Origin of the sequence: Shewanella sp. SM73, from assembly GCF_025653795.1 — a bacterium.
GTDB classification, from domain to species: domain Bacteria; phylum Pseudomonadota; class Gammaproteobacteria; order Enterobacterales; family Shewanellaceae; genus Shewanella; species Shewanella oncorhynchi.
Genome location: NZ_JAKKRY010000001.1, coordinates 109,034 through 133,466, shown reverse-complemented (window position 1 = coordinate 133,466; position 24,433 = coordinate 109,034). Strand labels below are relative to the sequence as shown.

General features: G+C 44.6%; 25 protein-coding genes, 1 pseudogene and 1 riboswitch. Of the genes and pseudogenes, 11 read left to right on the top strand and 15 right to left on the bottom strand.

Features of this window, described 5'->3' with window-relative positions:
* Positions 1-125: 125 nt before the first annotated feature.
* Complete coding sequence (locus tag L5M51_RS22805; RefSeq protein ID WP_411568925.1) at positions 126-344, bottom strand: Arm DNA-binding domain-containing protein; 219 nt, start codon at positions 342-344, stop codon at positions 126-128.
* A gap of 955 nt (positions 345-1,299) precedes the next feature.
* Positions 1,300-2,040, bottom strand: a complete 741-nt coding sequence (locus tag L5M51_RS00620; RefSeq protein ID WP_263144532.1) for a carbonic anhydrase — start codon at positions 2,038-2,040, stop codon at positions 1,300-1,302.
* Between the two features lie 548 nt (positions 2,041-2,588).
* Positions 2,589-2,700, top strand: a riboswitch (yybP-ykoY riboswitch).
* Between the two features lie 92 nt (positions 2,701-2,792).
* Here L5M51_RS00620 and L5M51_RS00615 point away from each other — a divergent pair.
* The 3 genes from L5M51_RS00615 (at position 2,793) to L5M51_RS00605 (ending at position 6,244) form a co-directional block, all read left to right on the top strand.
* Entirely contained in the window at positions 2,793-3,794 is a 1,002-nt protein-coding gene (locus tag L5M51_RS00615) for a sodium:calcium antiporter (protein ID WP_263144529.1), read from the top strand.
* Positions 3,795-3,886: 92 nt separating this feature from the next.
* Complete coding sequence (locus tag L5M51_RS00610; protein ID WP_263144527.1) at positions 3,887-4,279, top strand: GGDEF domain-containing protein; 393 nt, start codon at positions 3,887-3,889, stop codon at positions 4,277-4,279.
* Positions 4,280-4,522: 243 nt separating this feature from the next.
* On the top strand, positions 4,523-6,244 hold the full coding sequence (locus L5M51_RS00605) for a potassium/proton antiporter (RefSeq protein WP_263171113.1): 1,722 nt from the start codon (positions 4,523-4,525) through the stop codon (positions 6,242-6,244).
* Positions 6,245-6,474: 230 nt separating this feature from the next.
* Here the strand turns inward: L5M51_RS00605 and L5M51_RS00600 are convergent, their stop codons facing one another.
* From L5M51_RS00600 to L5M51_RS00590, 3 genes and pseudogenes are all read right to left on the bottom strand, one after another.
* Positions 6,475-6,771, bottom strand: coding sequence for a hypothetical protein (locus tag L5M51_RS00600; RefSeq protein ID WP_263144522.1), 297 nt, complete (start codon positions 6,769-6,771; stop codon positions 6,475-6,477).
* A 19-nt stretch (positions 6,772-6,790) separates the two neighbouring features.
* Positions 6,791-7,006, bottom strand: coding sequence for a helix-turn-helix transcriptional regulator (locus L5M51_RS00595; protein ID WP_168823718.1), 216 nt, complete (start codon positions 7,004-7,006; stop codon positions 6,791-6,793).
* Positions 7,007-7,072: 66 nt separating this feature from the next.
* Positions 7,073-7,426 (bottom strand): annotated as a pseudogene (locus L5M51_RS00590) (integrase); the annotation flags it as partial.
* A 191-nt stretch (positions 7,427-7,617) separates the two neighbouring features.
* Between L5M51_RS00590 and L5M51_RS00585 the strand changes: the two are divergent.
* Together L5M51_RS00585 and L5M51_RS00580 are read left to right on the top strand one after the other, a co-directional pair.
* Entirely contained in the window at positions 7,618-7,743 is a 126-nt protein-coding gene (locus L5M51_RS00585; RefSeq protein WP_263144520.1) for a hypothetical protein, read from the top strand.
* On the top strand, positions 7,740-7,955 hold the full coding sequence (locus L5M51_RS00580; RefSeq protein WP_105252880.1) for a helix-turn-helix transcriptional regulator: 216 nt from the start codon (positions 7,740-7,742) through the stop codon (positions 7,953-7,955). The genes L5M51_RS00585 and L5M51_RS00580 overlap by 4 nt, the downstream gene beginning before the upstream one ends.
* 79 nt (positions 7,956-8,034) lie before the next feature.
* Here the strand turns inward: L5M51_RS00580 and L5M51_RS00575 are convergent, their stop codons facing one another.
* The 3 genes from L5M51_RS00575 to L5M51_RS00565 all read right to left on the bottom strand — a co-directional run bounded on the left by L5M51_RS00575 (position 8,035) and on the right by L5M51_RS00565 (position 10,532).
* The gene (locus L5M51_RS00575) at positions 8,035-8,265 is read right to left on the bottom strand and encodes a hypothetical protein (protein WP_263171112.1); all 231 of its coding nucleotides are present in this window, start codon (positions 8,263-8,265) and stop codon (positions 8,035-8,037) included.
* A gap of 197 nt (positions 8,266-8,462) precedes the next feature.
* Positions 8,463-9,077, bottom strand: coding sequence for a hypothetical protein (locus L5M51_RS00570; RefSeq protein WP_263144515.1), 615 nt, complete (start codon positions 9,075-9,077; stop codon positions 8,463-8,465).
* A gap of 240 nt (positions 9,078-9,317) precedes the next feature.
* On the bottom strand, positions 9,318-10,532 hold the full coding sequence (locus L5M51_RS00565; protein WP_263144514.1) for a tyrosine-type recombinase/integrase: 1,215 nt from the start codon (positions 10,530-10,532) through the stop codon (positions 9,318-9,320).
* 176 nt (positions 10,533-10,708) lie between these two features.
* Here L5M51_RS00565 and sbcB point away from each other — a divergent pair, with 176 nt between their 5' ends.
* Both sbcB and cdd read left to right on the top strand, forming a co-directional pair.
* The gene (gene sbcB, locus L5M51_RS00560) at positions 10,709-12,127 is read left to right on the top strand and encodes an exodeoxyribonuclease I (RefSeq protein ID WP_263163192.1); all 1,419 of its coding nucleotides are present in this window, start codon (positions 10,709-10,711) and stop codon (positions 12,125-12,127) included.
* A 211-nt stretch (positions 12,128-12,338) separates the two neighbouring features.
* Entirely contained in the window at positions 12,339-13,229 is an 891-nt protein-coding gene (cdd, locus tag L5M51_RS00555; protein ID WP_105252885.1) for a cytidine deaminase, read from the top strand.
* Positions 13,230-13,354: 125 nt separating this feature from the next.
* Here the strand turns inward: cdd and L5M51_RS00550 are convergent, their stop codons facing one another.
* The 3 genes from L5M51_RS00550 to L5M51_RS00540 all read right to left on the bottom strand — a co-directional run bounded on the left by L5M51_RS00550 (position 13,355) and on the right by L5M51_RS00540 (position 14,720).
* Positions 13,355-13,588 carry a DUF1289 domain-containing protein gene (locus L5M51_RS00550; RefSeq protein WP_028760391.1) on the bottom strand — a complete coding sequence of 78 codons (234 nt, stop codon included), beginning with the start codon at positions 13,586-13,588 and terminating at the stop codon, positions 13,355-13,357.
* A complete protein-coding gene (locus L5M51_RS00545; RefSeq protein WP_263171111.1) occupies positions 13,563-13,913 on the bottom strand; it encodes a VOC family protein in 351 nt (116 codons plus the stop codon). Before L5M51_RS00545 ends, L5M51_RS00550 begins: the two co-directional genes overlap by 26 nt.
* A gap of 102 nt (positions 13,914-14,015) precedes the next feature.
* Positions 14,016-14,720, bottom strand: coding sequence for a DUF445 domain-containing protein (locus L5M51_RS00540; protein ID WP_105253144.1), 705 nt, complete (start codon positions 14,718-14,720; stop codon positions 14,016-14,018).
* Between the two features lie 434 nt (positions 14,721-15,154).
* On the opposite strand from L5M51_RS00540, the gene L5M51_RS00535 reads away from it, so the two are divergent.
* The 3 genes from L5M51_RS00535 to L5M51_RS00525 all read left to right on the top strand — a co-directional run bounded on the left by L5M51_RS00535 (position 15,155) and on the right by L5M51_RS00525 (position 19,845).
* Entirely contained in the window at positions 15,155-15,535 is a 381-nt protein-coding gene (locus L5M51_RS00535) for a VOC family protein (RefSeq protein ID WP_131524339.1), read from the top strand.
* A 255-nt stretch (positions 15,536-15,790) separates the two neighbouring features.
* Positions 15,791-19,186, top strand: a complete 3,396-nt coding sequence (locus tag L5M51_RS00530) for a DUF748 domain-containing protein (RefSeq protein WP_263171108.1) — start codon at positions 15,791-15,793, stop codon at positions 19,184-19,186.
* Between the two features lie 302 nt (positions 19,187-19,488).
* A complete protein-coding gene (locus L5M51_RS00525; protein ID WP_263171105.1) occupies positions 19,489-19,845 on the top strand; it encodes a glutathione S-transferase N-terminal domain-containing protein in 357 nt (118 codons plus the stop codon).
* Between the two features lie 161 nt (positions 19,846-20,006).
* Here L5M51_RS00525 and L5M51_RS00520 read toward each other — a convergent pair whose 3' ends face one another.
* The gene (locus L5M51_RS00520) at positions 20,007-20,696 is read right to left on the bottom strand and encodes an energy-coupling factor ABC transporter permease (protein ID WP_219234561.1); all 690 of its coding nucleotides are present in this window, start codon (positions 20,694-20,696) and stop codon (positions 20,007-20,009) included.
* A 132-nt stretch (positions 20,697-20,828) separates the two neighbouring features.
* On the opposite strand from L5M51_RS00520, the gene L5M51_RS00515 reads away from it, so the two are divergent.
* Positions 20,829-21,290 (top strand): hypothetical protein, encoded by a 462-nt coding sequence (locus L5M51_RS00515; RefSeq protein WP_028760398.1) that lies wholly within the window; start codon positions 20,829-20,831, stop codon positions 21,288-21,290.
* Positions 21,291-21,427: 137 nt separating this feature from the next.
* On the opposite strand, the gene L5M51_RS00510 is transcribed toward L5M51_RS00515, so the two are convergent.
* From L5M51_RS00510 to msbA, 3 genes are read right to left on the bottom strand one after another with little or no spacing between them, the layout of a single operon-like run.
* Positions 21,428-21,607, bottom strand: a complete 180-nt coding sequence (locus L5M51_RS00510) for a Trm112 family protein (RefSeq protein WP_006081200.1) — start codon at positions 21,605-21,607, stop codon at positions 21,428-21,430.
* Positions 21,608-21,617: 10 nt separating this feature from the next.
* Complete coding sequence (lpxK, locus tag L5M51_RS00505; protein WP_263171100.1) at positions 21,618-22,613, bottom strand: tetraacyldisaccharide 4'-kinase; 996 nt, start codon at positions 22,611-22,613, stop codon at positions 21,618-21,620.
* Positions 22,614-24,422: a lipid A export permease/ATP-binding protein MsbA gene (gene msbA / locus L5M51_RS00500; protein ID WP_105252892.1), complete on the bottom strand. Its 1,809-nt coding sequence runs from the start codon at positions 24,420-24,422 to the stop codon at positions 22,614-22,616. It lies immediately after the preceding gene.
* Between the last annotated feature and the right edge of the window lie 11 nt (positions 24,423-24,433).

Here is a 24,433-nt window from a genome sequence, read left to right as displayed (position 1 = left end):
TGGCGAGTGATATAAGTTCCACTGTTCTTATAATATCTCGAGTAAAGCGGAACTGATCGGCCTTCGAATGTGTTAAGCGGTTTCCAAAACGCATAGGGATCTATAATATTTACCCATGAATTTAGTCACGCAGGGACCAGCTTACATGCGTCAGCAAGTCCTAAATCCGGGTAGAGACCAAATGTTAAGCACCCTGATGGATTATCAATCCTAAATCGATACTGACATGTTATAGTCCCTGCAGGGGTAATACGAACGCTTAAGCCGTTGCGGTCTGCAAGCTCTGGTTTCCCTAAATATGGCTTGCCGTTTATTGCACGTAACCAATTGTCAGATAAAGACATTTTTATTACCCTGTGTACATGTGATTTTAGCTAATCTGACGCAGAACCCAATATATACAGATATGTACTCACATCTAAGTTGTAGCAAACTAAATTGATGTGAATGACAACGAATCCCAATAAAGCTATTTAACTTTCAATAACATCATGTTAAATGCTTTAGAGAACGAAAATAAATGAAGATGAAAAATGATAAAGCTGGGTCAATATTTTAGCACGACTACGGAAACATGTAATATTAACCATTGATTTATAATAAATATATGTACAAACTTCGTTTAAGAACCTTCCAATATCACAGCTGCTAAACAACAAAATCACTTCTAAATTCGATACTATTTTTAATTGCAAAAAAATGTTGTCTAATTATGTTTATCTATTAAAAAGTGGTGTGCATGACAAGTGCTTAAGAACTTCCGGCTCCATACTTCTGATTACTTTAGCAGAGTGTTCTAATTCTAAATTAAGCTCAGACCAACCATCAGTGCTCATAAACTCTGCCAGTAGATAACAAATCCTAGGTATAACGGCTCACAATCGAAATTCCTTGTGCTCGCAATTAGCGCAATCTTCGGCTCAGATTAAGTGACAATAAAATCTTACTGAGCTCACATTAAGTGATAGACAGATGACGGTCAGCTTTATTGGTAGTGCTTAATTTCAATGCAGTGTTCAGTTTACAATAGTGTTCTGTCGCGCAGAGTTTGCGTCAGCAAGGCGAGCTCCTGATCTTTGCTTCAAACCCGAGCATAACCGTAAAAGGCCATTGTTATTAAAAATGTCTCGTTAGGCTTTAGATGAGGAAAACATAACATCCAAATGAGACAGAAAAACCGTCTCATTTGGATGTATGCTTTAGGTATACTCAAAACATACATTAGCATCAGAGATAAAATTTAATAATCTCTTAGTAGAGTGCGAGGCTGACTTTTTGGGCTACGGACTTCTGTTGCAGTTATACCTCGAAAAACTCAATCTTACCGCCAGTAAGGTGATACATACTACCAACGATTTTAATTTTATTCTGGTCTTCCAGCTGTTTCAGTACCGGGCTGTTTTTGCGGATATTCTCGATAGTCAGTTCAACATTTTTCCTTGCCACAGCATCGACAAAATCGTAATTACTCCCTTTACGCTCTCCGGTGTACTCTGTTTTTTCAATAGCAGGTTTAATTTCATTCAGCAGGCCCGTCAGGTTGCCTAGTTCTGCATTATCAATAGCGCCACGTATCGCACCACAGCGGGTATGCCCCATAACCAGCACCAATTTCGCACCAGCAAGAGCACAGGCGAATTCCATACTGCCCAATATATCGCGATTACTGATATTACCCGCAACACGGGAATTGAACGTTTCGCCGATCCCCGCATCCAGCACAATTTCCGCTGGCGCACGTGAGTCAATGCAGCTAAGGATCACTGCAGCAGGATACTGACCCGTGATACTGTTGCGTTTCTGCGCCAAATAATCATGTTTCGCCGTGCGATTCTCCCGGAAGCGCAGATTGCCCTGCTTAAAATGTTCAATCACAGCCTCAGGTGTCATGCCATCACGTTCATCTTTACTGAGGGATGCCGCAAAAGAGATAGAGGGCACCGATAAGGCCGCCAGCCCAGTTACCGAAAGGGCCGAGACAGCAAGTGTTTGTTTCAGGATTGTCCGGCGTGAGGGTTGAGCCAGTTGGTTATTTTTCATAATGTTCTGCAGTCCAGTTTGTTGAGTTAACAAAGGTTGTTGCGATAGTACTGTTAAACAAATCACAGCTTCAACCTAATGATAGTGGAGACCCAGTCAACGCGATTAAATACGGGCGGCAGGGTTACAGGTATGGCGTTTTTCATTTGCAGTTATTGTGAGCCATAAGCAATGGATAGCTAGCCCGAGGGATTTCGATTGCGAGCCGCCACATCTAGGTTCTTCCACTGATGCCTGTAACATTCCTGATAAACGAAATATTCCAAAATTTGTATGCATACGATTATCGAAAATTTCTTCATATGCTGCCTATAATTTCGCAGCTCAACTACCATAAGTCTAACAAAGCTAAGAGAAAGGGCGCATAAAGCAAAGATCAAAAGATCACAAAATAGATCTGTCAAAGTTGTTGTTTCCCGCATACCTACTATTTTCAACTTCTGAGAAGAAAAAAATAACAACGCAAAATCAATACCATGCACAGAGTTTGAAATTATGAGCACACTAAAACCTAATGGCGACATTTACCTGCAAGAACGGTAAAATGCCCCATTGTCATTGGGGAGTAGTCATCCTTAGCCTCCCACTAAGGAGTCCACGTCAACAAAATTGAGGTCTAACACCTCATGGCGTGGTCAGCCTCTGCGAATGCGGAGAGCCAGGCGAGACCTTTGGTCGCAATACGCTTTCCCAGCCGGGCGAGCAGTGTTGTCGTGCCATTGGATTATTGCTCGCCCGGCCGGATTGCTCACATGATCCTTACTCTTACTCTGTTTTTCCTCTCGGCAGGTACCATTTATTTGGCCTGCGAATACTTCGTCAACGGCATCGAATGGTTCGGCCGCCGTTTGAATCTTGGCGCGACTGCAGTGGGTTCAGTACTTGCTGCCTTCGGTACAGCACTACCTGAAACAGCGGTGACCTTCATTGCCGTTGTCTTCGGCAAAACACCAGAGCAAAAGGACATTGGCGTCGGCGCAGCCATGGGCGGTCCGCTCGTTCTCGCTACTTTAGCCTATGCAGTGGTCGGCTTGGCACTGATTTACCACCATCGCCGCCTTCAACGGGAAACGTATCATGTACGTGCCGATCACGCCCGTATGAGTCACGACCAGCTCGCCTTTCTCGCAGTGTTTGTAGTGAAAGTGGCACTTGGCCTAATCGCCTTTGCCATCAAGCCGTGGCTGGGTGTCTTGTTTCTCGCCGCCTACGCAATCTATGTCTGGCGCGAAATTCAGGAGAGCGACACAGCGCCTGAAGAAGAGATTGAACCTCTCAAAATTCAACCTTCCGTGACGGAGCCATCGTTAAAATGGGCGGCGCTGCAAGCCGTGTTGTCCCTGATAGTCATAGGCATTGCATCCCATATATTCGTAGGTCAACTTGAGGCCATTGGTACAGCGCTACAATGGTCACCACACTTGGTAGCATTGCTGCTGAGTCCGGTGGCGACGGAGCTGCCCGAGATGATGAACACACTCATATGGATACGGCAAGGAAAGGAACGCTTGGCATTGGCCAATATTTCTGGTGCCATGATGATTCAGGCAACGATTCCCAGTGCGTTGGGTATCTTCTTTACGCCATGGCTTTTTGATGGCCCACTGATGGCGGCAGGAGTCATTACTGCTTTGGCTATTATTTTTCTGTGGCAGCTATTTCGGCGAGGCGTTGTCGATGCGCGTGCATTGGTCGCAGTAAGCTCATTGTACGGCATATTTGCCTTGCTGATTGCGTTCTACTTCCCTCCCTAAGGAGCAAAGTGTCAGAGAACGCCGTGTGGTACGGCGTTCCTATTTGGCTAAATTTGCCCAACGCGCCAAGAGTGTAATGTTAAATTTTGTAAATGTTGCAAAAAATTGATTTAAATGAATTAAACTTTTCAGCGATCATAGTGACCATCAGTAGTGATGATCAATGTATATATCTCGTCACAAAAGCACAACGCACAGCGATACACCGCCCGAACGATTTGGTTGCGCACTATGGTGGTGAGAAATTTATTTGTCTATTACCGGATACTCAGCATTTAGGCGCGATGAACATAACTCATCGTCAACGCAGTGCTCGCTTTACATTTACTCTAGTTTCCAAGCGGTCACCATTAACTGGCGTTGCGTGTATTCAACCTCATCGGCATTTGAAATGGCAAACGCTTATCGAATCCGCAGATAAGCAATCATACTTAGCTAAAAAGCATGAATGTAATCAAGTCAGCAGGGCCAGCTTGCTACGGTAAACAGCATTATTGAGTGCCAATCGTAAATTTTGATTTTTTTGAAATTATCAAAGTTGAAATGTGAAGTTGGTCACGTAGCATTTGGATAAATGGAATCATTGACTACAAGACCAAAATGCATCATGCATTTGACGATTTCTAACTGATAATTAGGCTTAGTGAAGTATCTTTTCAGAGCTGGCGCAGTCATTGAAAGCTCTGTAATGGTTTAATTTCCCTACATTAATTAAAGAGAAACTATTTATGTTTGTGATCGATCAAATTATTCTCCTCGCCGCGATTTTGATTATTCTTGGTATTTTATCCAGTAAATTGTCTGCGAGATTGGGTTTACCCGTACTGGTGCTCTTTCTCATGGTGGGCATGTTAGCTGGTGAGGATGGCCCTGGAGGTATTGTTTTTGATAATGCACAAATTGCTCACGCGCTTGGGTCTTTAGCTTTAGCCATTATTTTGTTTGATGGTGGTTTGCAAACACCCATCGCGTCGATTAAGCAAGTGTGGAAGCCTGCTTCTGTATTGGCGACTTTAGGCGTATTGGTGACTGCCATGATCACTGGTGCTGCAGCTGCTTATATTCTAGATGTTTCCTTACTTTACGGTTTACTGATTGGTGCCATTGTTGGTTCAACCGATGCCGCCGCTGTTTTCTCATTACTGCGTAATGCAGGTATTCATATCAACCCACGCCTTAAAGCCACATTAGAAATTGAAAGTGCGACTAACGATCCTATGGCAATTTTTTTAACAGTTGGCTTATTGGAGGTCATGGTCAAAGGGCTTGAACCAGAGACTGGATTATTGATGCTGTTTATCCAGCAAATGGGTATCGGCTCCGCAATGGGTTTAGCGGCAGGCTGGTTATCAGTACGTATTATTAATCGTATCCATCTGACGACCTCTGGATTATATCCTGTGATGGTCGCGGCATTTGGTTTACTGTCCTTTGGCGTAGCAGCTAATCTTGGCGGCAGCGGCTTTTTAGCTATTTTTATCGCTGGTGTGGTGATAGGGAATAGTCGTTTTGTTTTTCAGCGCAGTACCTTTTTATTTCACGATGGTTTGGCATGGTTAGGCCAGATTGTTATGTTTGTTTTTTTAGGCTTGCTGATTAATCCTTCGTCTTTGCTGGATGTCTGGCAGGAAGGACTGATGATTGCAATCGTCCTGACCTTAATCGCGCGACCCTTGTCGGTAATCCCTGTACTGAAGATTTTTGGCTTTAATGCGCGTGAAATTACCCTAGTATCCTGGGTTGGGTTACGTGGTTCGGTGCCTATTATTCTAGCTATATATCCGCTGATTTATGGCCTGCCTGGTGCCAGTCTTATTTTTAGCGTAGTGTTTTTCGTCGTGTTAATTTCAGCGACAATACAGGGGTCAACATTACCCTGGGTTGCACGCGCTTTAGGACTTACGGAACCGCCTCCTGCGACACCTGCAGCGACACTGGAAATTACTGCTTTAGGCGATGTGGATGCTGACATTGTCGAGTATCAATTGGGCGATACCTCACGCGCTTCTGGTCGCCGTTTATCCCAAATGGCTTTACCTGACGGTACAGTAGTGGCGATGATAACCAGAGGAAACAATGTAATTCCACCTAGGGGATCAACCTTCCTGTATGCTGGCGATCATTTATTTATTGTGATGAAACCCGATGTGCGTGAGTTTGTTGATCTGGTTTGCTCTGGTGTTGCAGAAGCCAATCATTATGAATTACCTACGAGTGAATTGAAGTTGAAAGGCTACACCAAAGTAGCAGATTTAAAGCACTCCTACGGTATTGAACTCTCTGCTAATGATAATTTGTCATTAGATGAAGTGCTACGTCAGAGCTTGACTGACGAGCCGACCTTAGGTGCAAGTAAAGATTTTGGTGAAGTAATATTGCATGTTCGTGAGATGGTGGGTTCGAGGATTGCGACAGTGGGTATCGTACCGAACTCAGCCAATGAAAACTGATACCAAAACAATAATTTGTAAAATCATAGTTTCATTGTGGTCAATTTAGAGATCACACCTAAGCTCAGTGCATCATTTAATCGCGAATGAGTTTGCATAGGTATCTGTCCGAACTTTTGATAAAATCCAGTCAACGGGTTAGCAGTCTTGGTGGACAACCGTCTAACCCGCCAGCCCTCGCAAGAGGGCGTTCCTTCTAATTCATCCTATCCAGCAGTGCCATTTCGGCTTTATCTTAGCCAGAAGATATAAGACTTTTTGCGGTCAAATCCCATTAAAGCCCACTGCTCTTTACACAAGTAATGGGCGCGAATAGCGCGTTTGCAGTTAATCGATAACTGTTCAACGAGTTGGTCAAAATGGGCGACGTGGGCAGGCACGTTGAGTTCATGCTTTAAGTTGCCACCGCCCAAGGCTTCGCCTAAACGGTCGCAGGCGTAGCGGTTTGAAAAACCCTTGCCCAATTCTTGGTACACCCAATAACAGCCCCAGCGATATAACCCTAACCGTAACGCCTTAATGTTCATCCTCTACTCGGGGTCATCGCTAAAGGCCATTAGCTACCTCATTTATCTTCTTAACCGAAAGCTTAAACACATCAATGCATATCGATGTCACATCGTCATAGGGCGCATTAGTGCGGCCATTTTCCCAACGTTGATAAGTGCTGCGACTGATGCCGTAAATCTCAGCCACTTCGTCTTGGGTCATACCCCGTAAACGGCGCCCTACTTTCAGTAAATCCGCGGCGCGACTAGCCATAAATCCTCCTGCGTGAAGTCCATAACCCAGTTGTGCTATTTGTGATTGTTTTTGTTATTGTCATCGTCATAACCACCCCACTAACATTGGCTCGTCTGGCTCACTCGGCTCAGTGGTCGATTGGCGCATTATCTCGGGCGCCACATCATCAAACCCCAGCGTGATTAAGTGTGCATGGTAGGCATCCAGCGCCATCAACATGCCCTTATCTAAGGTGCTGTTGACGTAAGTGCGTAGCAACAATGGCAAGGTGTGATTCAAAATCCGCTCACCCACCATGATATCTACGCCCATGTCGGCAATAATGGTGCGGCATAGTTTTCTTAGTGCATGGGAGGTAAATGCCTTAAACCGAATCGTTTCACTCCAATATTGCGCAGTGCGAATGCTCACCGGCCCTACATCGTAAGGGAACAAAACGCTCATACGACGGACATTGAAGCGGTGATCTGCATCGGCGAGGCGTTTTATTGCAACGCGGCGGGCCATTCACAAAAGTAAGCTGACATTGCGCAGCACAATGCTAAGGCCGAAGCCTTTAAACAGCGACTGTTATCACTGCGCCCTGCTCTCACCTTCACGGCGTTTAACAGCACCAAGGAGAAATCGGCATGAAGCAATCTGCAGTCATCAAAGACGCTTTACGCCAGTGGTACACCCTGCCCCGCAAACAAGTCGGCAGCTGCCAACAATTTTTAAAACGACTCGCCGAGGAATTGGCAAAGGAAGGTAAATGATGATTTCGACCCAATCGACCGTGGATCAGCAAATGCAAGTGCCGCTCTTTCTTACCACTAAGGAAGTCATGACACGCTACCGGATTAGCTCATCAGCAACGCTTTGGAAGTGGCGGAGAAACGACGGTTTCCCTGCTCCTATCCATAATGGCCGCCATTACTTAAAAGCGTCGCTCGATAAGTGGGATGAAAAACAGCAAGTCGCGGCTTGAATTGATTTATTAAGCCTTAAGATAAAGCCCCATTTTTGGGGCTTTATTTTTAGACCTTTATCGATGGACTGTTAGGCCATTAACTCATCGCCTTCGACATTACAGCCTTTACTACCGCAGTTAGTGCTACTGCTACAGCATCAGTGATGATAGCGGCGAGTCCTGTGCCAACCAGTACTATTTGGGTAATTAACAAGACACCATCGGTTGATATCCATGCGACCACTGTCGCGATAAATGATACAGCAGCGACTATGGCTCCAAACCAGCTTAGGCCATTGACGTTTCTAACAAAGCTATACATCGTCATTGATAACATAGCGTTTTAATGAGCTGAAAAACTGCATCTAGCAGCCCCTAAAAGAAGGCTGTAGCGATCAGTTCATCATTTTTAAGGTTAGTTCAAATGTGACTTTTAACAAAGGCTCGCTTCGCTGGATGTTCAACAACAATCGCGTTAGTGGCAATAGTGAACTGATTGAATCATTCATGCGATATTTTGATGTTTTACCGTCCCATTTTATCGGGCTGCAGCCGAGACGTTATGTACTCTAAACCTGCTTGATAGCCTGCGGTTTCTGTTGTGTCACCGTTTTTGGCTATTAAATAAGTGGCTTTAAACATCATCAGGTTACAGATGGTAAGATAATAAAAATCATCGTCTTGCTTGAAAGCACAAAACTTTTTCCACGGTATGGTGATGGATTTACCGCTAGGGGGCACAAACGTTAGCGTCGAGGCTGTGGCGGTCACTGTATGGCTACCTTCTAGGCTCGCAAGGCTCTGTAAGGTTGTATTTTCAATCGTTCGATCCAGAGTAGTTATCTTGCCTGCAAATTTGTTAGCTTGATTTTCGGCGATGTTTTTGAATACAAATCTCCACACAAGAAGGTAAGTGATAGCGCAAATTGCGATTGCGATATATGTCTCTGGAGAGTGAATTTCTACGAAAAAATAAAACAGTAGTAACGGGGATAATAACGGGATCCATAGGAGTAATGCACGAACGATAAGGGCATACAACCACTTAGCTAAACGAGTATTCTTTGCAATGCTTGCTGAATTTATTCTTTCCGCGATTGTGATTAACTGTTCCCGCGTGATTAAAAATTTTAGTTCCATGACGTCCTTGCTTAACGTTAATCCGAACACTGTGCCAAGTGTATGATTAATTGAGTTGAAATGACTAAACCATAAATAAAGCTGATATTGAACAGATAACAGTTTACCTTGTGCCGAATTGAGCTCCAATGCACCTAATTACAAAGAGGTGTTTCTGCTGCACTGCAACGCAACTGATTTACATACTGAATAAGCTCACCATTTTCTGCTGTCAGCGACAAACATGCCTACCCCTTCTTTCTAACACGACAATTTTTCTAACACGACTATTTTGCTATCACCTAGAGCGGCCAATTTCAGCTTATTTGTCCATTGTTCATAGGCCACAGCTTGATCATCTAACCAATCATGTTTGTTGTACACCGCCATCACCCCGCCTAATAGATGGCCTAACATCTTCTCTGTCACATGGGGCAACACCCCCGCTTCTGACATTCTGGTCGATAATGTGCGTCTAAAATCCTGAATACGCCAGTCAGGGATTTCGAGTCTTGGTTTGATCTCGCGGACCAGCTTATTTTCTGAAGCGATGTTGCCTGGGCGCTTAAGATCGTTTGCTGCGGGAAAACTCCATAGTGAGTTATAGAGGTTCCACTGTTCTTGCAATATGTCGAATAAGGCGGGACTGATTGGCCTCCGGATTGGCAAATTAGTTTTGCTATTATTTATCGGGAAGGTCCAGACCATCGACTCAAGATCAAAATCAGCCCGTTTGGATTTTAATATTTCTGATATCCGCGCCCCTGTTAGTAAACATGCCTTGATGGCATTGGTTACGGCTTTGGTCGCGCGGCATTTATCAAGCTCACGGATGATTTTGCCACACTCTAGAATGGTGAGTACTCGCGAACCGACTTCGGGCGCAGAACCCACATCACTGACTCGTAATTGAAGGACATCAACAAGCGATATCATTTGCCGGCGAACGGACCAGCTAAGTACCGTCTTTAACTGTTTGAGTATCGCGCCTGCGGTGACTCGACTATGAATTGCCTTTTTATCGAAAAAATCTATCCACTCGCCGAGTGTGATACTTTCGACTTTACGATCAGCAAAGGCATCATAGAGATGTGCTCTAAAGCAGGATTGGTACGTAGCAACAGTGCCCGGCTTAAGTGCTGCACTTCGCGCCGATAAAAACTGTTCACAGCAATCCCTCAGTGTTGTCTGGCCCGCAAATGTGTTGCGCTGTTTCCAAAACACACGTGGATCTATATTATTTGCCACTGAGTTCCGTAACTCAGGGATCAGTTTCCTTGCGTCAGCTAGTTTCAAATCAGGATAACGACCAAGGGTTAAGCGCCCAGGTTGATTATCAATCCTAAATCGATACTGCCATGTTATAGTCCCTGCAGGGGTAATACGAACGCTTAAGCCGTCGCGGTCTGCAAGCTCTGGTTTCTCTAAATATGGATTACCGTTTATTGCACGTAACCAATTGTCAGATAAAGACATTTTAATTACCCTGTGTACATGTGATTTTAGCTAATCTGACGCAGAACCCAATATATACAGATTATGTACTCACATCGAAGAGCTGCATACTAAATTGATGTGAATGACAACGAATCCAATTAAAGCAATTTAACTACTGATAACATGAAGTTACATGCTTTAGAGAACGAAAATAAATGAAGATGAAAGACGATAAAGCAGGGTCGATTTTTTGGCACGACTACGAAACATTTGGAGCGAACCCAGCGAAAGACAGACCCTCGCAATTTGCGGGTATTCGCACGGATTTAGATCTCAATATCATCGGCGAGCCTGAGACATTCTATTGTAAGCAAGCCACTGATTATTTGCCGTCTCCGGAAGCAATATTAATCACAGGGATCACTCCACAGTTAGCTAATTTAAAAGGCATCCCTGAAACTGAGTTTATGGGACGAATTCAAGCGCTATTTAGCCAACCAAACACTTGTGTTGCAGGTTATAACTCACTGCGTTTTGACGATGAAGTGACCCGTTATGGCTTTTATCGGAACTTTATCGATCCCTATGCCCGTGAATGGCAAAATGGCAACTCTCGTTGGGATATCATTGATTTAGTGCGCGCTTGTTATGCATTTAGGCCCGAAGGTATTAACTGGCCGACAAAGGAAGATGGCTCTCCGAGTTTTAAGCTAGAACATCTGACCCAAGCGAATGGTTTAAGCCATGAGAAAGCCCATGATGCTATGTCTGATGTGTATGCGACCATCGCTATGGCAAAACTCATTCGCGAGAAACAGCCTAAGTTATATCAGTACTATTTTGACCTGCGCCGTAAGCAAGCGGTTAGCGATCAAATCGATGTGCTCAATATGCAGCCTTTGGTTCACGTGAGCTCTAAAATTAGTGCGCGCAATGGTTGTGCAACGTTGATCTCACCCGTAGCGCACCATCCTACTAACAAAAATGCCGTTATTTGCGTTAATTTAGCCATGGATTTAACGCCGCTATTCGAGCTAGATGTCGAGCAAATTAAAACGCGCATGTATACGTCAAGGGCTGATCTTGCCGAAGATGAATTACCTATCGCAGTAAAACAAATTCATCTTAATAAGTGCCCTTTTATCACCTCGGCAAAAATCCTCAGTGATGAGCATGCCGCTCGTTTAGGCATAGATAAAGAATTTGCCAGAGAGCAGTATAAACGCCTAAAACGTCACCCAGAATTACGCGAAAAACTGGCGCTATTATTTGAGCACGATGACAGCAGAGTAACCACAGATCCCGATTTGATGCTGTATTCTGGTGGGTTCTTTAGCCAAGCTGATAAAGCGAAAATGGAAATCATCCGTCATACCCTACCGCAAAATCTAGCGGCGTTAGATTTGCAGTTTGATGATCCACGTATTCCTGAGATGTTGTTTCGTTACCGCGCCCGTAATTACCCTGAACTACTCGATGATACAGAGTCGCAGCGCTGGCGTGAATTCTGTCGAAGTCGCTTAGCCGATCAAGACTACGTACTTAAATTAGAAAATTTGCTACAAGAAACACAAGCGGATGAGACTAAGCAAAAGCTACTTGCTGCCCTTTGTCATTATTTGCGTGAACTTTAAGTTGTGTAAATTCAAGCTTAAGTCTTTTGTTTTATAGTCTTAAGCTTATTTGTGTGCACCAATAGACTCACTCTATACGTGAGTAACATAAGTTTATCACTCTCGATAGCACTGACATTGACAGCGTATAAACGCGAGCTAACTCGCATTTATGCTGTAACAAAATTACTAGAATGTTCTTCCATGAACTTAACAAATAAGGAATAGGGAAATGCAAGATAGATTCATTCGTAGCATAACCCAACTGCCAACGCCGTTAGCCGATGCACTTATCCCAATGTTGCACCAGAATTTTGCTGGACACATTGATGCGCAGCAACTTGCTACGCTAACAAGTGCAAGCAAAATGACCGAAGCAGAAGTGTTATTAGCATTACTGCCGATAGCAGCGGCATTGGCCAAACCGCCTATCAGTGAGTTTTATGTCGGCGCGATAGCCAAAGGTAAAAGTGGCGATATCTACATGGGTGCCAACTTAGAATTACCCGGTGAAGCGTTATTTCATTCTGTCCATGCAGAACAAAGCGCTATCAGCCACGCATGGCTCAGTGGTGAAAGCCAAATTGTTGATATCATAGTTAATGCCAGTCCTTGCGGTCATTGTCGTCAGTTTATGAATGAACTGGTTGAAGGGAGCAAGATCTGCATTCATCTACCCGCACAGGAAAGCCATCCTCTGGCCTATTATTTACCCTATGCTTTTGGGCCAAAAGACTTAAATGTCACTTCGCCCTTAATGGCCAAGCAACAAACTGAATTTGCACTAGACAGTGCCGATCCTATGATCATAGAAGGCTTAGATCATGCAGGTTTAAGCTATGCACCTTACACCCAAAGTTTTGCCGCTGTGGTATTAGAAACCCATGATGGCGCAACCTATTGTGGTCGCTACGCAGAAAATGCGGCATTCAATCCTTCTATGCTGCCCATGCAGATGGCATTATCAAATCTGGCGCGCCACAATCGTGAATTTAGCGATATCAGCCGTGCGGTTTTAATTGAGTCATCTCAAGGAAAAATCAGCTTAGTTGGCGCGACTATGGATGCGCTCCATACCGTTGCCGCCATCGAACTTGAGCACATAGTGGTAGATCCAGTGTAACGTCTGCTTCAAGATGCCAAGGTGCTTCAAAATGCCAACGGCGAAATACGTTAATGCGTATTTCGCCGTTCGATTATCCACTTAAAGCTTAAAAATCAATTATCGTAAGCAATTCTGACGGCTAATCATACTCCATCCTGTCTTCTACTAACCACGTCATTGAACTTAGCCAGATACTCCCCCTTACGCTCCTCCATCCTAATAAAACAAGCTTGCCGCTCCACTTCCGACATAACGCGCCACGCTAAAATTTCATCAAGATGCCTGAAACAACCTAAACAAATATCTTGCTGATCTAAACAACAATTTCGAATACAAGGAGTGACATTAGGATCATTCTGACCAGACGGCATATTCATTGCCACAAGGTTCAACAAAATGGAATCGACGGCCTCCTGGAAAAATAAAGATGTCAGCTGTGATAATGCCACCAGCAGTTACGACAGCCGTCAGAGTCAATTCTAAGTTCTGGCTGTAGATCACAATCAGCGGGCAACCTTTTGCAAGGGTGAAATTCACATCGGCTTGATAGAATCCCCCAGTAATGCCGACATCCATAAAGCAACTGTATTCAGGGCCATAATCGACATAGGTCCATCCAAAAACCTGGCTAAAAAAGGCCTTAGAGCTCGCAATGTCGCGACTTGGGATTTCCAAATAATTGATACTGTGGTGACGGTTCATAGACTTCCTTGCTATTTAATCAGGACACAAAATGATGAACATAAAATGCGTAAGTAAAAATGGGAGCCAAAGCTCCCATTCTATTCGCGGCTTTAACTCAGGTTAACCTTGGATTAAGGCTGCGGCAAGTCCAATCAGACCGCCAAACACGCCACCCCAAATCACTAACCAACCTAAGTGCGTTTGGATCATGTCCTGAACGATTTGTTTCACCATTTGTGGTGTTAACTCGTTTAATCTTTGTTCCACTATGTTAGCAATTTTAGTTTGCAGATCGGCCATCACATTCGGCTGTTCAATTTCTTGTTTCAGTAACTCGTGAAATGCATCGCTTTGTGCCATTTCAACTAAAGAAGCTTTCATCTTCACAATAAACGGCTCTTTTAACGGCAATAAGGCATCTGTGCCACCAAACATAGACAACATGCCACCAAAGGAAGATTGGGCGACTGTGCTAATTAACGCATCAAAAGAAGGCGCTAAATCAACCTTTTCAATCACTGGCGCCAAGTCTATTTTACTCAGCCCTTCTTTTTCAGACAGGAATCGGTCGATATTTTCAGTGGTAAAAAACTGTTTCATCATCAAATGAGCAATACCCGCCTTAAACTCTTCAAAACGAGAAGGCACGACTCCCGAACCGTAGAGTCCGGGGACTTTCTCAAACAACATATAAACTGCAACCCAGTTGGTAATCGCCCCCGATAAAGCAAACAATCCGACATTCAGGACAATTGCCGAATTCATCAGGTAACCCACAACGACCAAAGCAGCCGCCAATAAATTCGTCACTAAACTCTTATTCAATCTCATATCCCCTAAGGTGGCATCGATAAGATGCAAAACTCGCCTATATTAACAAGTTAACGGGAGTCAGGTCTAACACTCAAACCACAGTAAACAAACCCGTTTTAAAATCTGTTTTCAGTGCTAAGTCTTGGCGCGAGGGGCAAGATGAAGCCCATCAACTAAGCCGCAGCGTCATTGAGCCACAAGAAGCTGATTAGCCAGCACCGAATAAAGTGAATCTCCTTGTATAACATTAAGTTAATTTAATGTTTGCCGACCTAAAAAACGCAAAATTTTAATTTACCGTCTGTGAATTATCAACTTGCCTCAACTACACTCAATCAAGATAACGCACAAAAAATATGGCTCAGAATACAGCTGGCACTGAACACTGACAGTTAACCTCGGCTCAATACACAAAATTTACCCAAAATAGAATAAAGGATGCGCTTATGGAATCGGCTTTTAACACAGCAGGGGCGTTAAGTTGGCATGAATTGACAACCCATAATACCGAAGAAGCTATGCACTTCTATGCTGAGATTTTTGGTTGGCACTTTAAAACAGTCAAAATGCCCCACGGTAATTATCATATTATTGAAAATCAGGGCGTCAGTATTGGGGGGATCACCGATAGTTTGCTCCCAACGCTTCCCTCACATTGGACCGGCTACATTACCGTTAACGATGTCGATCAAGTCGCTATCAGCGCAAAAAAACTTGGCGGGGATATTCTGTTTGGTCCTGAAGATATACCCGAAGTAGGCCGTTTTTGTTGGATAAAAGATCCACAAGGCGCCATTATTGCAGCGATTAGTTATTTAAATCGCTGATCAAAAATAGCTTCCAACATGGTGAGTATTGACGACTCAAATCATTAGCCATAGGCTGAAACACATGTAGTTATCAATGTAGATGATAGGTTACCACTCAGGAACGCCTTAGATCAGAAGACGTTATTGTTTGTGTAATACCAAGATTTCATTGGTAAAAATATAAATAACTTCTGGAAACATTAGCATTATTCGCTAGAATGTCCGTACATATGGAAGTTTTTCCCTGTCTTATGCATTGGAGCCTTGATATTAATGCTGACCCAGTTATCGCAATTCAGACACTCTTTTTTTGCCCTCCCAAGATACCTGCGAGTGATTATTTACCTCACAGCAGTCTACCTTAGCTATGTCTGCACATTAGGTTTAATCCTCCCCTATGCGATAACCACGCTGGCACCAGAAAAACTCTCAACTCTGCTCGGTCGTCCCGTCACCCTCGGTGATATACGCATTAACCCTTTTAATTTCAAAGTCGAAATCGACCAACTGGCCATTAAAGAAAAAGACGACAAACCTTTTGCTGGCATTGCACAAGTCCAATTCGAAATACACTTTTGGCGATCTGTTTTTAATCACGCCGCCGTTATCGAAAACATACACATACAAGCGCCCTACGCACATATCATTCGCGTGGAGAAAAAAGGGAAAGCTGGATTCAACTTCGACGATATTCTGCAGACCTTGAACGAGCATTCATCCACGAGCACAGAAACAGCCCCCACAGAAGCCAGCTCACCCGTTCGTGTCCTGCTCAGCCAATTTGTGTTGGATGCGGGACTATTTAACTTCGATGACAAAATTACCCATGCTCAAGTGAACTACCCCAATATCAATCTAAAACTCAGTTCCCTTGATACTGAATATTTGATGGCGGCATCATCGGCATCGATAACACCAGCCATAAAAGTAAACAAAGTTGATAATACGACACCAAACGCCCAATCAACGTCTGACTCACCCATTGTGCCTATCAAGCACAATCACTATGCGATACAACTCAGTGATGATCATGCTGGTGAAATCAGTTTGCAGGGGCAATTCCAATTGTTCCCGCTAAAAGTTGCGGGTGACATCCAAGTCGCCAAACTGAAACTGACACCACTATGGCGATTTATCGACGATCAATTTAATCCCGTCCTCACGGATGGCGAGCTCAGTATTAAAACTCAGTATCAAGTGGATCTTGCCGAGAATGGTGAGTTACAAGTCATCAGCAACAATGGCCAGTTTATTGTTGAAAAACTTAACCTTAACGACAAAGATCGCTCAGTGGTCAAGCTCCCCATGTTTGCCCTCGACGGCATTTCAGCCAACTTGAAGCAGCAGAAAGTGCATATCAACAAACTCCACAGCGATGGCCTAACAATGAGTGCCATTTTGAACCAAGACGGGCTCGATCTTGTTGGCTTATTCATGCCTAAATCGTTAAGCGCCTCCACAACGACTACGCAGCCAGTTGCTAAACCAATCGATGCTAAGCCTGCAGATGCTAAATCGCTAGAGCGCGTACAAGTTGCGCAAGTGGAAGAAAAACGCCAAATAGCAGAGACTGTCACAGATACAAGCGATAGCGCAGACAAAGCAACGGAAAGTGAATTAGCCGCAACTAACGAGAGTGATAAAACAGAACAAAAGACAGAAGCGACCGTAAATGTCACCACTGATGCTGCTAAAGAAACCGCTGCAAACATCGCTTCAGAGGCAAATCCTCAACAGCCAGTCAAGCAAGCGCCTAAGACGCCTTCAAAAGACACTTGGTTAGTGCAACTCGATGCGCTCAATATTGAAAACTATGACCTTAATCTATCGGAACAAAAGCTAACGGCAACGCCGCAGCAATGGCGAGTGTATCCGCTTAATTTTTCAACTAAGGTCATAACGAGTACCTTAACCGCTCCGATTGAATATGAGCTACAACTCAGCCTCAATGGTCAAGGTACTTTGTGCTCTCAAGGCCAAGTCGATGTGACGGGCGAAACCATAGATGCCAATATCCAACTCGATAAGCTGGCGTTAACCCAATTTCAGCCCTATTTAGCGCCCTACGTGAATATCCAGCTCAAGAGCGGTCTATTCAGCTCAGCAGGCAAGCTGACCGCCGATGCTAAAGGCAAAGCCATTTACGGTGGCAGTGTTGAGCTCGATGATTTAGCTATTCATGACAAATTGCGTAATGCTCCACTGGTCAAATGGCAAAAGATGAATATCAATCAACTGGATTTTGACCAACAGAAAAATCAAATCAAAATTGATCACTTAGCCTTTAATCAACCCTACGCCAAAGTGGTGATAGCCAAAGATAGAACCACTAATATCAGCGATCTTATCGTTGAGGCTCCGGCTGCAAATAGCAAGACAACTAAAAACACAACCACAGCCAGTGCTAAGCAAACCGAGCTGCAAACGGCAAGCAAGACAACGCCTGAGTTAAACCTCGATATTCAAAAAATTAGCTTTAGCCAAGGCTCAGCTTACTTTGCCGATAACTCACTGACACCAAACTTTGCCTCAGGGATTGAGTTACTTGAAGGTAATATCACTCACTTGTCGTCAACGCCAGGGACTAAGGCCTCGGTCGATATCAAAGGTAAGATAGACAAGTATGCGCCTGTAACTCTAAAAGGCGATATTAACCCTTTGCTAGATATGCCATATTTAGATCTCGATTTAGTCTTTAAGAGCGTTGAGTTAACCTCAGTCAATCCTTACTCAGGCACCTATGCGGGTTACTACATAGATAAAGGGCAGCTATCACTATCGCTGAACTATCAACTCGATAAGAACAAGCTCAAGGGCAGTAACCATCTGGTCATAGACCAACTGAAACTTGGTAAACCCAGTGACAGTGACCTTGCCACTAGCTTACCCATCACGCTCGCGATTGCCCTGCTGCAGGACCGTAACGGCGTGATTGATTTAGGTATGGAGGTCTCAGGCGATTTAGACTCACCCAGCTTTAGTGTCGGCAGCATCATAATGACGGCGATTACCAATGTGATCACTAAAGCCGTCACTGCGCCCTTCACTTTCTTAGCTGGACTCATAGGTTCTGACGAAACCTTAGATAAGATAAGCTTTGCCGCAGGCAAATTCAGCCTAAGTGAAGATGAGCAAAAAAGTTTAGACAAACTCGCTAGCGCCTTACTCGACAGACCTATGCTCAAGCTTAGCGTTGAAGGGGAAGTCGATGCCATCAATGACAGCCAAGCCATTGCTGAGCGCATCATGAAGCGTAAATTGGCTAAATTAGCCAATATTGAATTTAGTGCGTTACCTGATGATTTAAGTCCGAGCCAATTCCCGACCCAAGGGCCGCTTGCCGATGCGCTAGTAAAGCTTTATGAACAAGAAGTTAAAGCCGATCCTGCCCAAATCAAAGACACTGTTATCGCAGAGGCCAAAGACGCGCAGCTTTCAGATGACGAAATCACCACCCGCTGGCATATCGCTTTATATAATCTGTCGGTAAAAGCGCAGAATGTTAACGATGGCATGTTGGGTAATTTGGCCCAAGAAAGAGCCAAAGCCGTTAAAGCTTACCTTGTGGACGTGAAAGAAATAGCCCCAGAGCGGATCTTCTTGCTCGAAAGCCGAGTGAGTTTAACCCAGAATGCAGCCCAAGTGAGCCTTACCATTGATGCTCAATAACTTAGCCAATTAACTGCTTTTTATATAAAACTAAGCCCGCTAAAGTTCGACTTTAGCGGGCTTTTACCTTATGGCTAAGCGTCATAACCAATCAAAAAACCATTCTTCTACAATCAAATCATCTATCTGTTAATTCACTCTAAAATGTTGGCCGTGCTTGGTGCCATAGGTTACACTCTGCGACCTTTATACAACTGAGATCACAGTTTTTAAACGACTGGCTCCCAGACTCGCCGCACACTTTCTGTGGCGCCATAACGCACAAATGTTCTTCCACAAAAATTATCATTAAGGTCAATAACATGTTTATCATTCGCTGGATTTTAGGCAGGATTATTCTGTTTTTAAATTTCGTATTTAGCCCTAAGAAGCGCCAACGTCCACTGGCTGAGCAACAAAAAATTGATGCTCAAACTCAAGCATTAGCCCTGTATCAATATCCTGCATGCCCATTTTGTGTAAAAGTCCGCCGTGCAATGCGTCGCCAAGGACTCAACATAGTGACCCACGACGCTAAAAAAGCGCCGCATAAAGATGAACTCATCGCTCAAGGCGGCAAACAGCAAGTGCCTTGTCTGCGGATTGAAGAAAACGATCAAGTACAGTGGTTATATGAATCAAAAGAAATCATTAACTACTTAGACCAACGCTTCGCCTAAATCACGGCGCAACGGTCAGCGTAAATATACAAATAAGTGCGCCCAGTCACCTTTTCAATCGTCTGTTCAATGGGCTCTTTACAAAGGGCTTTACGTTGGAATGACAAGGTTTCGGGCGCAGTTCTTTTATTGCGTTGTTTTACCACATTCTTTTATCACATTTACTTACGCCACAAATATTCACGGTCAGAATAATCAAATAACCACTGGGGCTGATACACCACCAATAGCGTCACTGCCATGCCATTAAGCAATGCCTCAGGGAATGCCAGCAAAGGGATGAGCATCAGGTAGTCGTCCACTAACACATTCCAATCGTAATCCGCTGCAGACCACAACCACATCGCCCAACTCAATTGATGAAACACAGTTGAGAGGCCAGCATTGATAAAACCACCGACGAAGATGAATACAAAAATATGTTTAGGAAATAAATGGTAACTGCGACTGTATAGGATAAAACACAGAAACAGCGGCACAGCCATAGCGAACAAACTAAAAGCACCAAAATCAGCGGGCTGCTTTAATACAAAAAGACTAAAAAAAGCGCTCGGCAATAGCAACACTAGAGTCGCAAGACGCCAGCCGAACATCAGCATACAAGTGACAATTCCCAGAAAATGCAGATGCAACCCAGTTTGAATACTGGCATTTAGCGACCACAGCGCATTGATCCCCACCAACGTCAGCAACAAACGTAATTGGAGATGTTTATCCCGCCGGAGCTGCACTAACTCTTCTTTTGGCCATATGGCGTAGATCCATAACGCCAAGAACATAAGGCATATACCTTGAGTCAGGCTCATATCCCATTCGATTTGCGCCCATTTATTCGACCAAAACGCCAACATTACTCGCCCATCCTTAATCCATTACACCTATCGGCGCGTACTCACCCTATGAGAATGCCATAAATCCATGAACTTTAGGGCCATATTAAGGTATTCTTCTGTCAGTTAATAACCTAAGAGTTAAATTTGATTATGCCGTTTCGATATCTCAGCCTTGCCATCTTAAGTTGTTTCTCGCTCATCGCCTGCAGCAGTGCGCCAATTGACCCGAGTGAACTCGCCGGAAAATTACGGGATAAGTTGACGACAGATATTAAAAGCGATGGCCTTAAACTCTTCAGCTACAAAGCGCGTCTGGTCGATGAAAAGTCGACAATGAATGATACCGAGCGCCCTTTTCCACACGAGGCACGCATACGTAATATGCAAGATCCCCGTGAGCAACGCCGCGCAATGCAAGATCTACAGGACTCATTAGAAATTTGGGGGAGACAGGTTGATTTAGGTTTAATCAAAACCCTTGAAATGACGGGTTATTGCCGCGAAGGTTATATTGAATTAAGCCGAATTATCGAGCCTGGTCGAGGAGAAATCCGCGGTGAGTGCCAAGAGGGGGCAACCAATGCTGATAAACAAAAATTTATGAGCTATTAACTAAACTCAGAGTAATGAAGAAACGTGCACAGTTACCAATACAAAAAACTGAAATCGGCTAAAAATAGCGAAAACGGTAATAAGCAGAATAAAAAGCAAGCATGCGCGTATGAGACAATACGCGCATTCACATCACACTAGACTGATTCGGTCAGTGGCACAGCACGATTTTCCAATAACACAGGGATACCTTCAGTGATCGGATAAGCAAGTTTATCTGCCTTACAAATCAACTGCTGCGTCGTTTTATCGTACTCAAGTTTTCCCTTACACACAGGGCAAGCCACTATATCTAACAATTTTTTATCGAATGCCATGGAAGTTTCCTTATTTAGCTGCAGCCACTTCACGAAGACGTGCGAGCAGCTGTTCATCAAATTGTGGGGATAGCTTGGCATCGACCGCCAAATACCACCAGTTTTCTTGTGCAAAATCGCGACATTTAACCGCATCTTTTTCTGTCATCAACAGTGGCAAGCCTTGGGCTAAATCACCTAACTGGGTTTTATCGTAGGCCTGATGGTCATCAAAACCATGGCAGAAGGCCAGTTGATAGCCTTGTGCGCGCAACGATTCAAAGAAGCGCGCTGGATTACCTATGCCCGCCATCGCAACGAGCGGCAGAGACTTATCGAAAGTATATTCACTAGACGTCGCATCACATTTAACAGGCTTCACTGCCGTAGGTGTCAGTTGCATTTCGAACTGCCCTTTTGCCGCTGGGCCACCATTACTGACAATAAAATCGACGGTATCGAGACGCCACGCACCTTCACGCAATGGACCTGCTGGCAATAGCAAGCCATTGCCTAAACCGCGCTGACCATCAATTACCACCAGCTCAATATCGCGTGCCAGAGCATAATGCTGTAGGCCATCGTCACAGATGATGACATCAACACCAAACTCAGCAATAAGCGCATTGGCCGCATCGACCCGTTTAGCGCCAACCACCATGGGCACTTGAGTACGCGCCACTATCATGGCAGGTTCATCACCCACCTCTGCCGCACTTGCACCTAAGCAAACCGATTTAACGCCTTGAATATCAACACCGTAGCCACGACTGATCACACCGGGGTGAAATCCATGTTGGCGCAGTAATTCAATCAGATAAATCACAGTTGGCGTCTTACCGCTGCCACCGACGGTAATATTACCGACGACGATGACAGGTACAGGCATTGCAGTTTGTGATTTCATCCCGAGGTGAAACAAAGCGCGGCGCACATAAGTGATAACCGCGAATAAGCCCGATAAAGGTAACAAGAGCCATCGCAGTGGATGGCCCTGATACCAGATTTTATTCACTAAGGCCTGCATCTAACTACCAAATTGCATTTGGTATAATTTGGCGTACATGCCATCTAATTCCAATAGTGATTGGTGCGTCCCGCGCTCGACGATACGCCCCTGATCGACTACTAAAATCTGATCGGCACTCTCGATGGTCGACAACCTGTGGGCGATCACTACAGATGTGCGGTTTTGTCTGAGGTTATCTAACCCTTTTTGAATGGCTTTTTCTGACTCAGTATCCAGTGCTGAGGTCGCTTCATCGAGGATCAACACAGGCGCATCACGCAACATAGCGCGTGCAATCGCAATCCGCTGTCTTTGACCACCGGACAATAACACGCCATTCTCACCCACTTGGGTATCAAGGCCTTGGGGCAGCTGATCAATAAACTCCATCGCATAGGCTAAGGTTGCAGCTTCAATGATCTGCTCACGAGTGGCTTCGCCTGGGTAGGCGTAAGCGATGTTATTGGCTATCGTGTCATTAAACAAGGTCACCTGTTGCGATACCAGTGCCACTTGATTGCGCAGCGATTTTAGCGAGTAATCGTAGATGCTGACGTCATCAAGCAGAATATCGCCGGATTCAAGGCCCGTATAAAAACGGGTCACTAAACTCGCAATAGTCGACTTACCTGAGCCAGAACGTCCAACTAAGGCTAAGGTTTGTCCAGGTTTGACTTCAAAATCGACATTCTCAAGTGCACGACGATCTTGGCTGTCATAGGTAAAACACACATTATCAAAACGTAGATGACCCTTAGCACGCTCAACAGTATAAGTTCCCGTATCTGACTCAGGCAGCGTATCCAGTAATTCAAACACTGTGGTACAAGCCGCAATACCCCGTTGAAATTCGGCATTCACTCGGGTTAAGTTTTTGATGGGTTGTAACATGGCCATCATGGCACCAAGAATCGTCGCGAAGGTACCCGCGGTAAGATCGGCTTTCATGCTGTCTAAGCTTGCCGCATAAAGTACAAAGGCTAAGGCGAATGAGCCAATAATCATGATCAGAGGCTGACTAATGGCTTGTGCCACAGCTAACTTCATATTTTGATGGCGGTTTTGATCGTTTACTTTAGCAAAACGGGTTGCTTCTGTTTCCTGTCCACCAAAGGCCAATACGTTTTTATGGCCTTTAATCATTTGCTCCGTAGTCGCACTCACCCCGCCCATGGCTGTTTGAATTTGCTTAGAGACCTTGCGGAAACGACGACTAACCACCGCAATGACCATGCCCATGATAGGACCAATCACAAGAATACAGAGGGATAGCTTCCAAGAGTTATAGAACATCAGCACCAGCATACCAAACACAGTCACACTATCGCGGACGATGGAAATCAAAGCACTTCCCGATGCTCGAGCGATTTGCTCAGTATCAAAAGTCACTTTTGAGATCAAGTTACCGGTATTTTCCTTATCCATATAACTGACAGGCAGGCTCAGATAATGCTCAAACACTTGCTGACGCATGTCCATGATCAAACGCGCACTCATGTATGAAATGCCGTAGGTCGAGACAAAGTTGGCAAAACCGCGCAGGGAAAACATGACGATAACCACAAGCGGCGCCATCATTAGCACGTCGTTGTTCGCGTGGAAACCTTCACTGGTTGGCAATGCTATGCCGTTGGTGACCGCAGCGGGTGCGCCGCCGGAAAAGCCCTTATCAATAAAGGGGCCGATGAAAGCGATAAAGGCGGCATCGACGAGACCATAAATAATTAATCCCGCAACTGAAAGCATAAACATGCCTTTCATCTGTTTTATATAGCCCAGTAATCGTTTGAAAACTGTCCACATTTCGTCTTTAGGAGATGTTGTCATTGATAACACTA

Bases quoted from the DNA above. Each gene is read 5' to 3' on its own strand.
- L5M51_RS00600 (WP_263144522.1), bottom strand. From the start codon at position 6,771: ATGAACATTAAGGCGTTACGGTTAGGGTTATATCGCTGGGGCTGTTAT.
- L5M51_RS00585 (WP_263144520.1), top strand. From the start codon at position 7,618: ATGAAGCAATCTGCAGTCATCAAAGACGCTTTACGCCAGTGGTACACC.
- L5M51_RS00565 (WP_263144514.1), bottom strand. From the start codon at position 10,532: ATGTCTTTATCTGACAATTGGTTACGTGCAATAAACGGTAATCCATAT.
- L5M51_RS00570 (WP_263144515.1), bottom strand. From the start codon at position 9,077: ATGGAACTAAAATTTTTAATCACGCGGGAACAGTTAATCACAATCGCG.
- L5M51_RS00535 (WP_131524339.1), top strand. From the start codon at position 15,155: ATGGAATCGGCTTTTAACACAGCAGGGGCGTTAAGTTGGCATGAATTG.
- L5M51_RS00605 (WP_263171113.1), top strand. From the start codon at position 4,523: ATGTTTGTGATCGATCAAATTATTCTCCTCGCCGCGATTTTGATTATT.
- lpxK (WP_263171100.1), bottom strand. From the start codon at position 22,613: ATGCAGGCCTTAGTGAATAAAATCTGGTATCAGGGCCATCCACTGCGA.
- cdd (WP_105252885.1), top strand. From the start codon at position 12,339: ATGCAAGATAGATTCATTCGTAGCATAACCCAACTGCCAACGCCGTTA.
- sbcB (WP_263163192.1), top strand. From the start codon at position 10,709: ATGAAGATGAAAGACGATAAAGCAGGGTCGATTTTTTGGCACGACTAC.
- L5M51_RS00610 (WP_263144527.1), top strand. From the start codon at position 3,887: ATGTTGCAAAAAATTGATTTAAATGAATTAAACTTTTCAGCGATCATA.
- L5M51_RS00595 (WP_168823718.1), bottom strand. From the start codon at position 7,006: ATGGCTAGTCGCGCCGCGGATTTACTGAAAGTAGGGCGCCGTTTACGG.
- L5M51_RS00525 (WP_263171105.1), top strand. From the start codon at position 19,489: ATGTTTATCATTCGCTGGATTTTAGGCAGGATTATTCTGTTTTTAAAT.
- L5M51_RS00515 (WP_028760398.1), top strand. From the start codon at position 20,829: ATGCCGTTTCGATATCTCAGCCTTGCCATCTTAAGTTGTTTCTCGCTC.
- L5M51_RS00545 (WP_263171111.1), bottom strand. From the start codon at position 13,913: ATGAACCGTCACCACAGTATCAATTATTTGGAAATCCCAAGTCGCGAC.
- L5M51_RS00580 (WP_105252880.1), top strand. From the start codon at position 7,740: ATGATGATTTCGACCCAATCGACCGTGGATCAGCAAATGCAAGTGCCG.
- L5M51_RS00575 (WP_263171112.1), bottom strand. From the start codon at position 8,265: ATGACGATGTATAGCTTTGTTAGAAACGTCAATGGCCTAAGCTGGTTT.
- L5M51_RS22805 (WP_411568925.1), bottom strand. From the start codon at position 344: ATGTCTTTATCTGACAATTGGTTACGTGCAATAAACGGCAAGCCATAT.
- L5M51_RS00530 (WP_263171108.1), top strand. From the start codon at position 15,791: ATGCTGACCCAGTTATCGCAATTCAGACACTCTTTTTTTGCCCTCCCA.
- L5M51_RS00620 (WP_263144532.1), bottom strand. From the start codon at position 2,040: ATGAAAAATAACCAACTGGCTCAACCCTCACGCCGGACAATCCTGAAA.
- L5M51_RS00510 (WP_006081200.1), bottom strand. From the start codon at position 21,607: ATGGCATTCGATAAAAAATTGTTAGATATAGTGGCTTGCCCTGTGTGT.
- L5M51_RS00550 (WP_028760391.1), bottom strand. From the start codon at position 13,588: ATGAATATGCCGTCTGGTCAGAATGATCCTAATGTCACTCCTTGTATT.
- msbA (WP_105252892.1), bottom strand. From the start codon at position 24,422: ATGACAACATCTCCTAAAGACGAAATGTGGACAGTTTTCAAACGATTA.
- L5M51_RS00615 (WP_263144529.1), top strand. From the start codon at position 2,793: ATGATCCTTACTCTTACTCTGTTTTTCCTCTCGGCAGGTACCATTTAT.
- L5M51_RS00520 (WP_219234561.1), bottom strand. From the start codon at position 20,696: ATGTTGGCGTTTTGGTCGAATAAATGGGCGCAAATCGAATGGGATATG.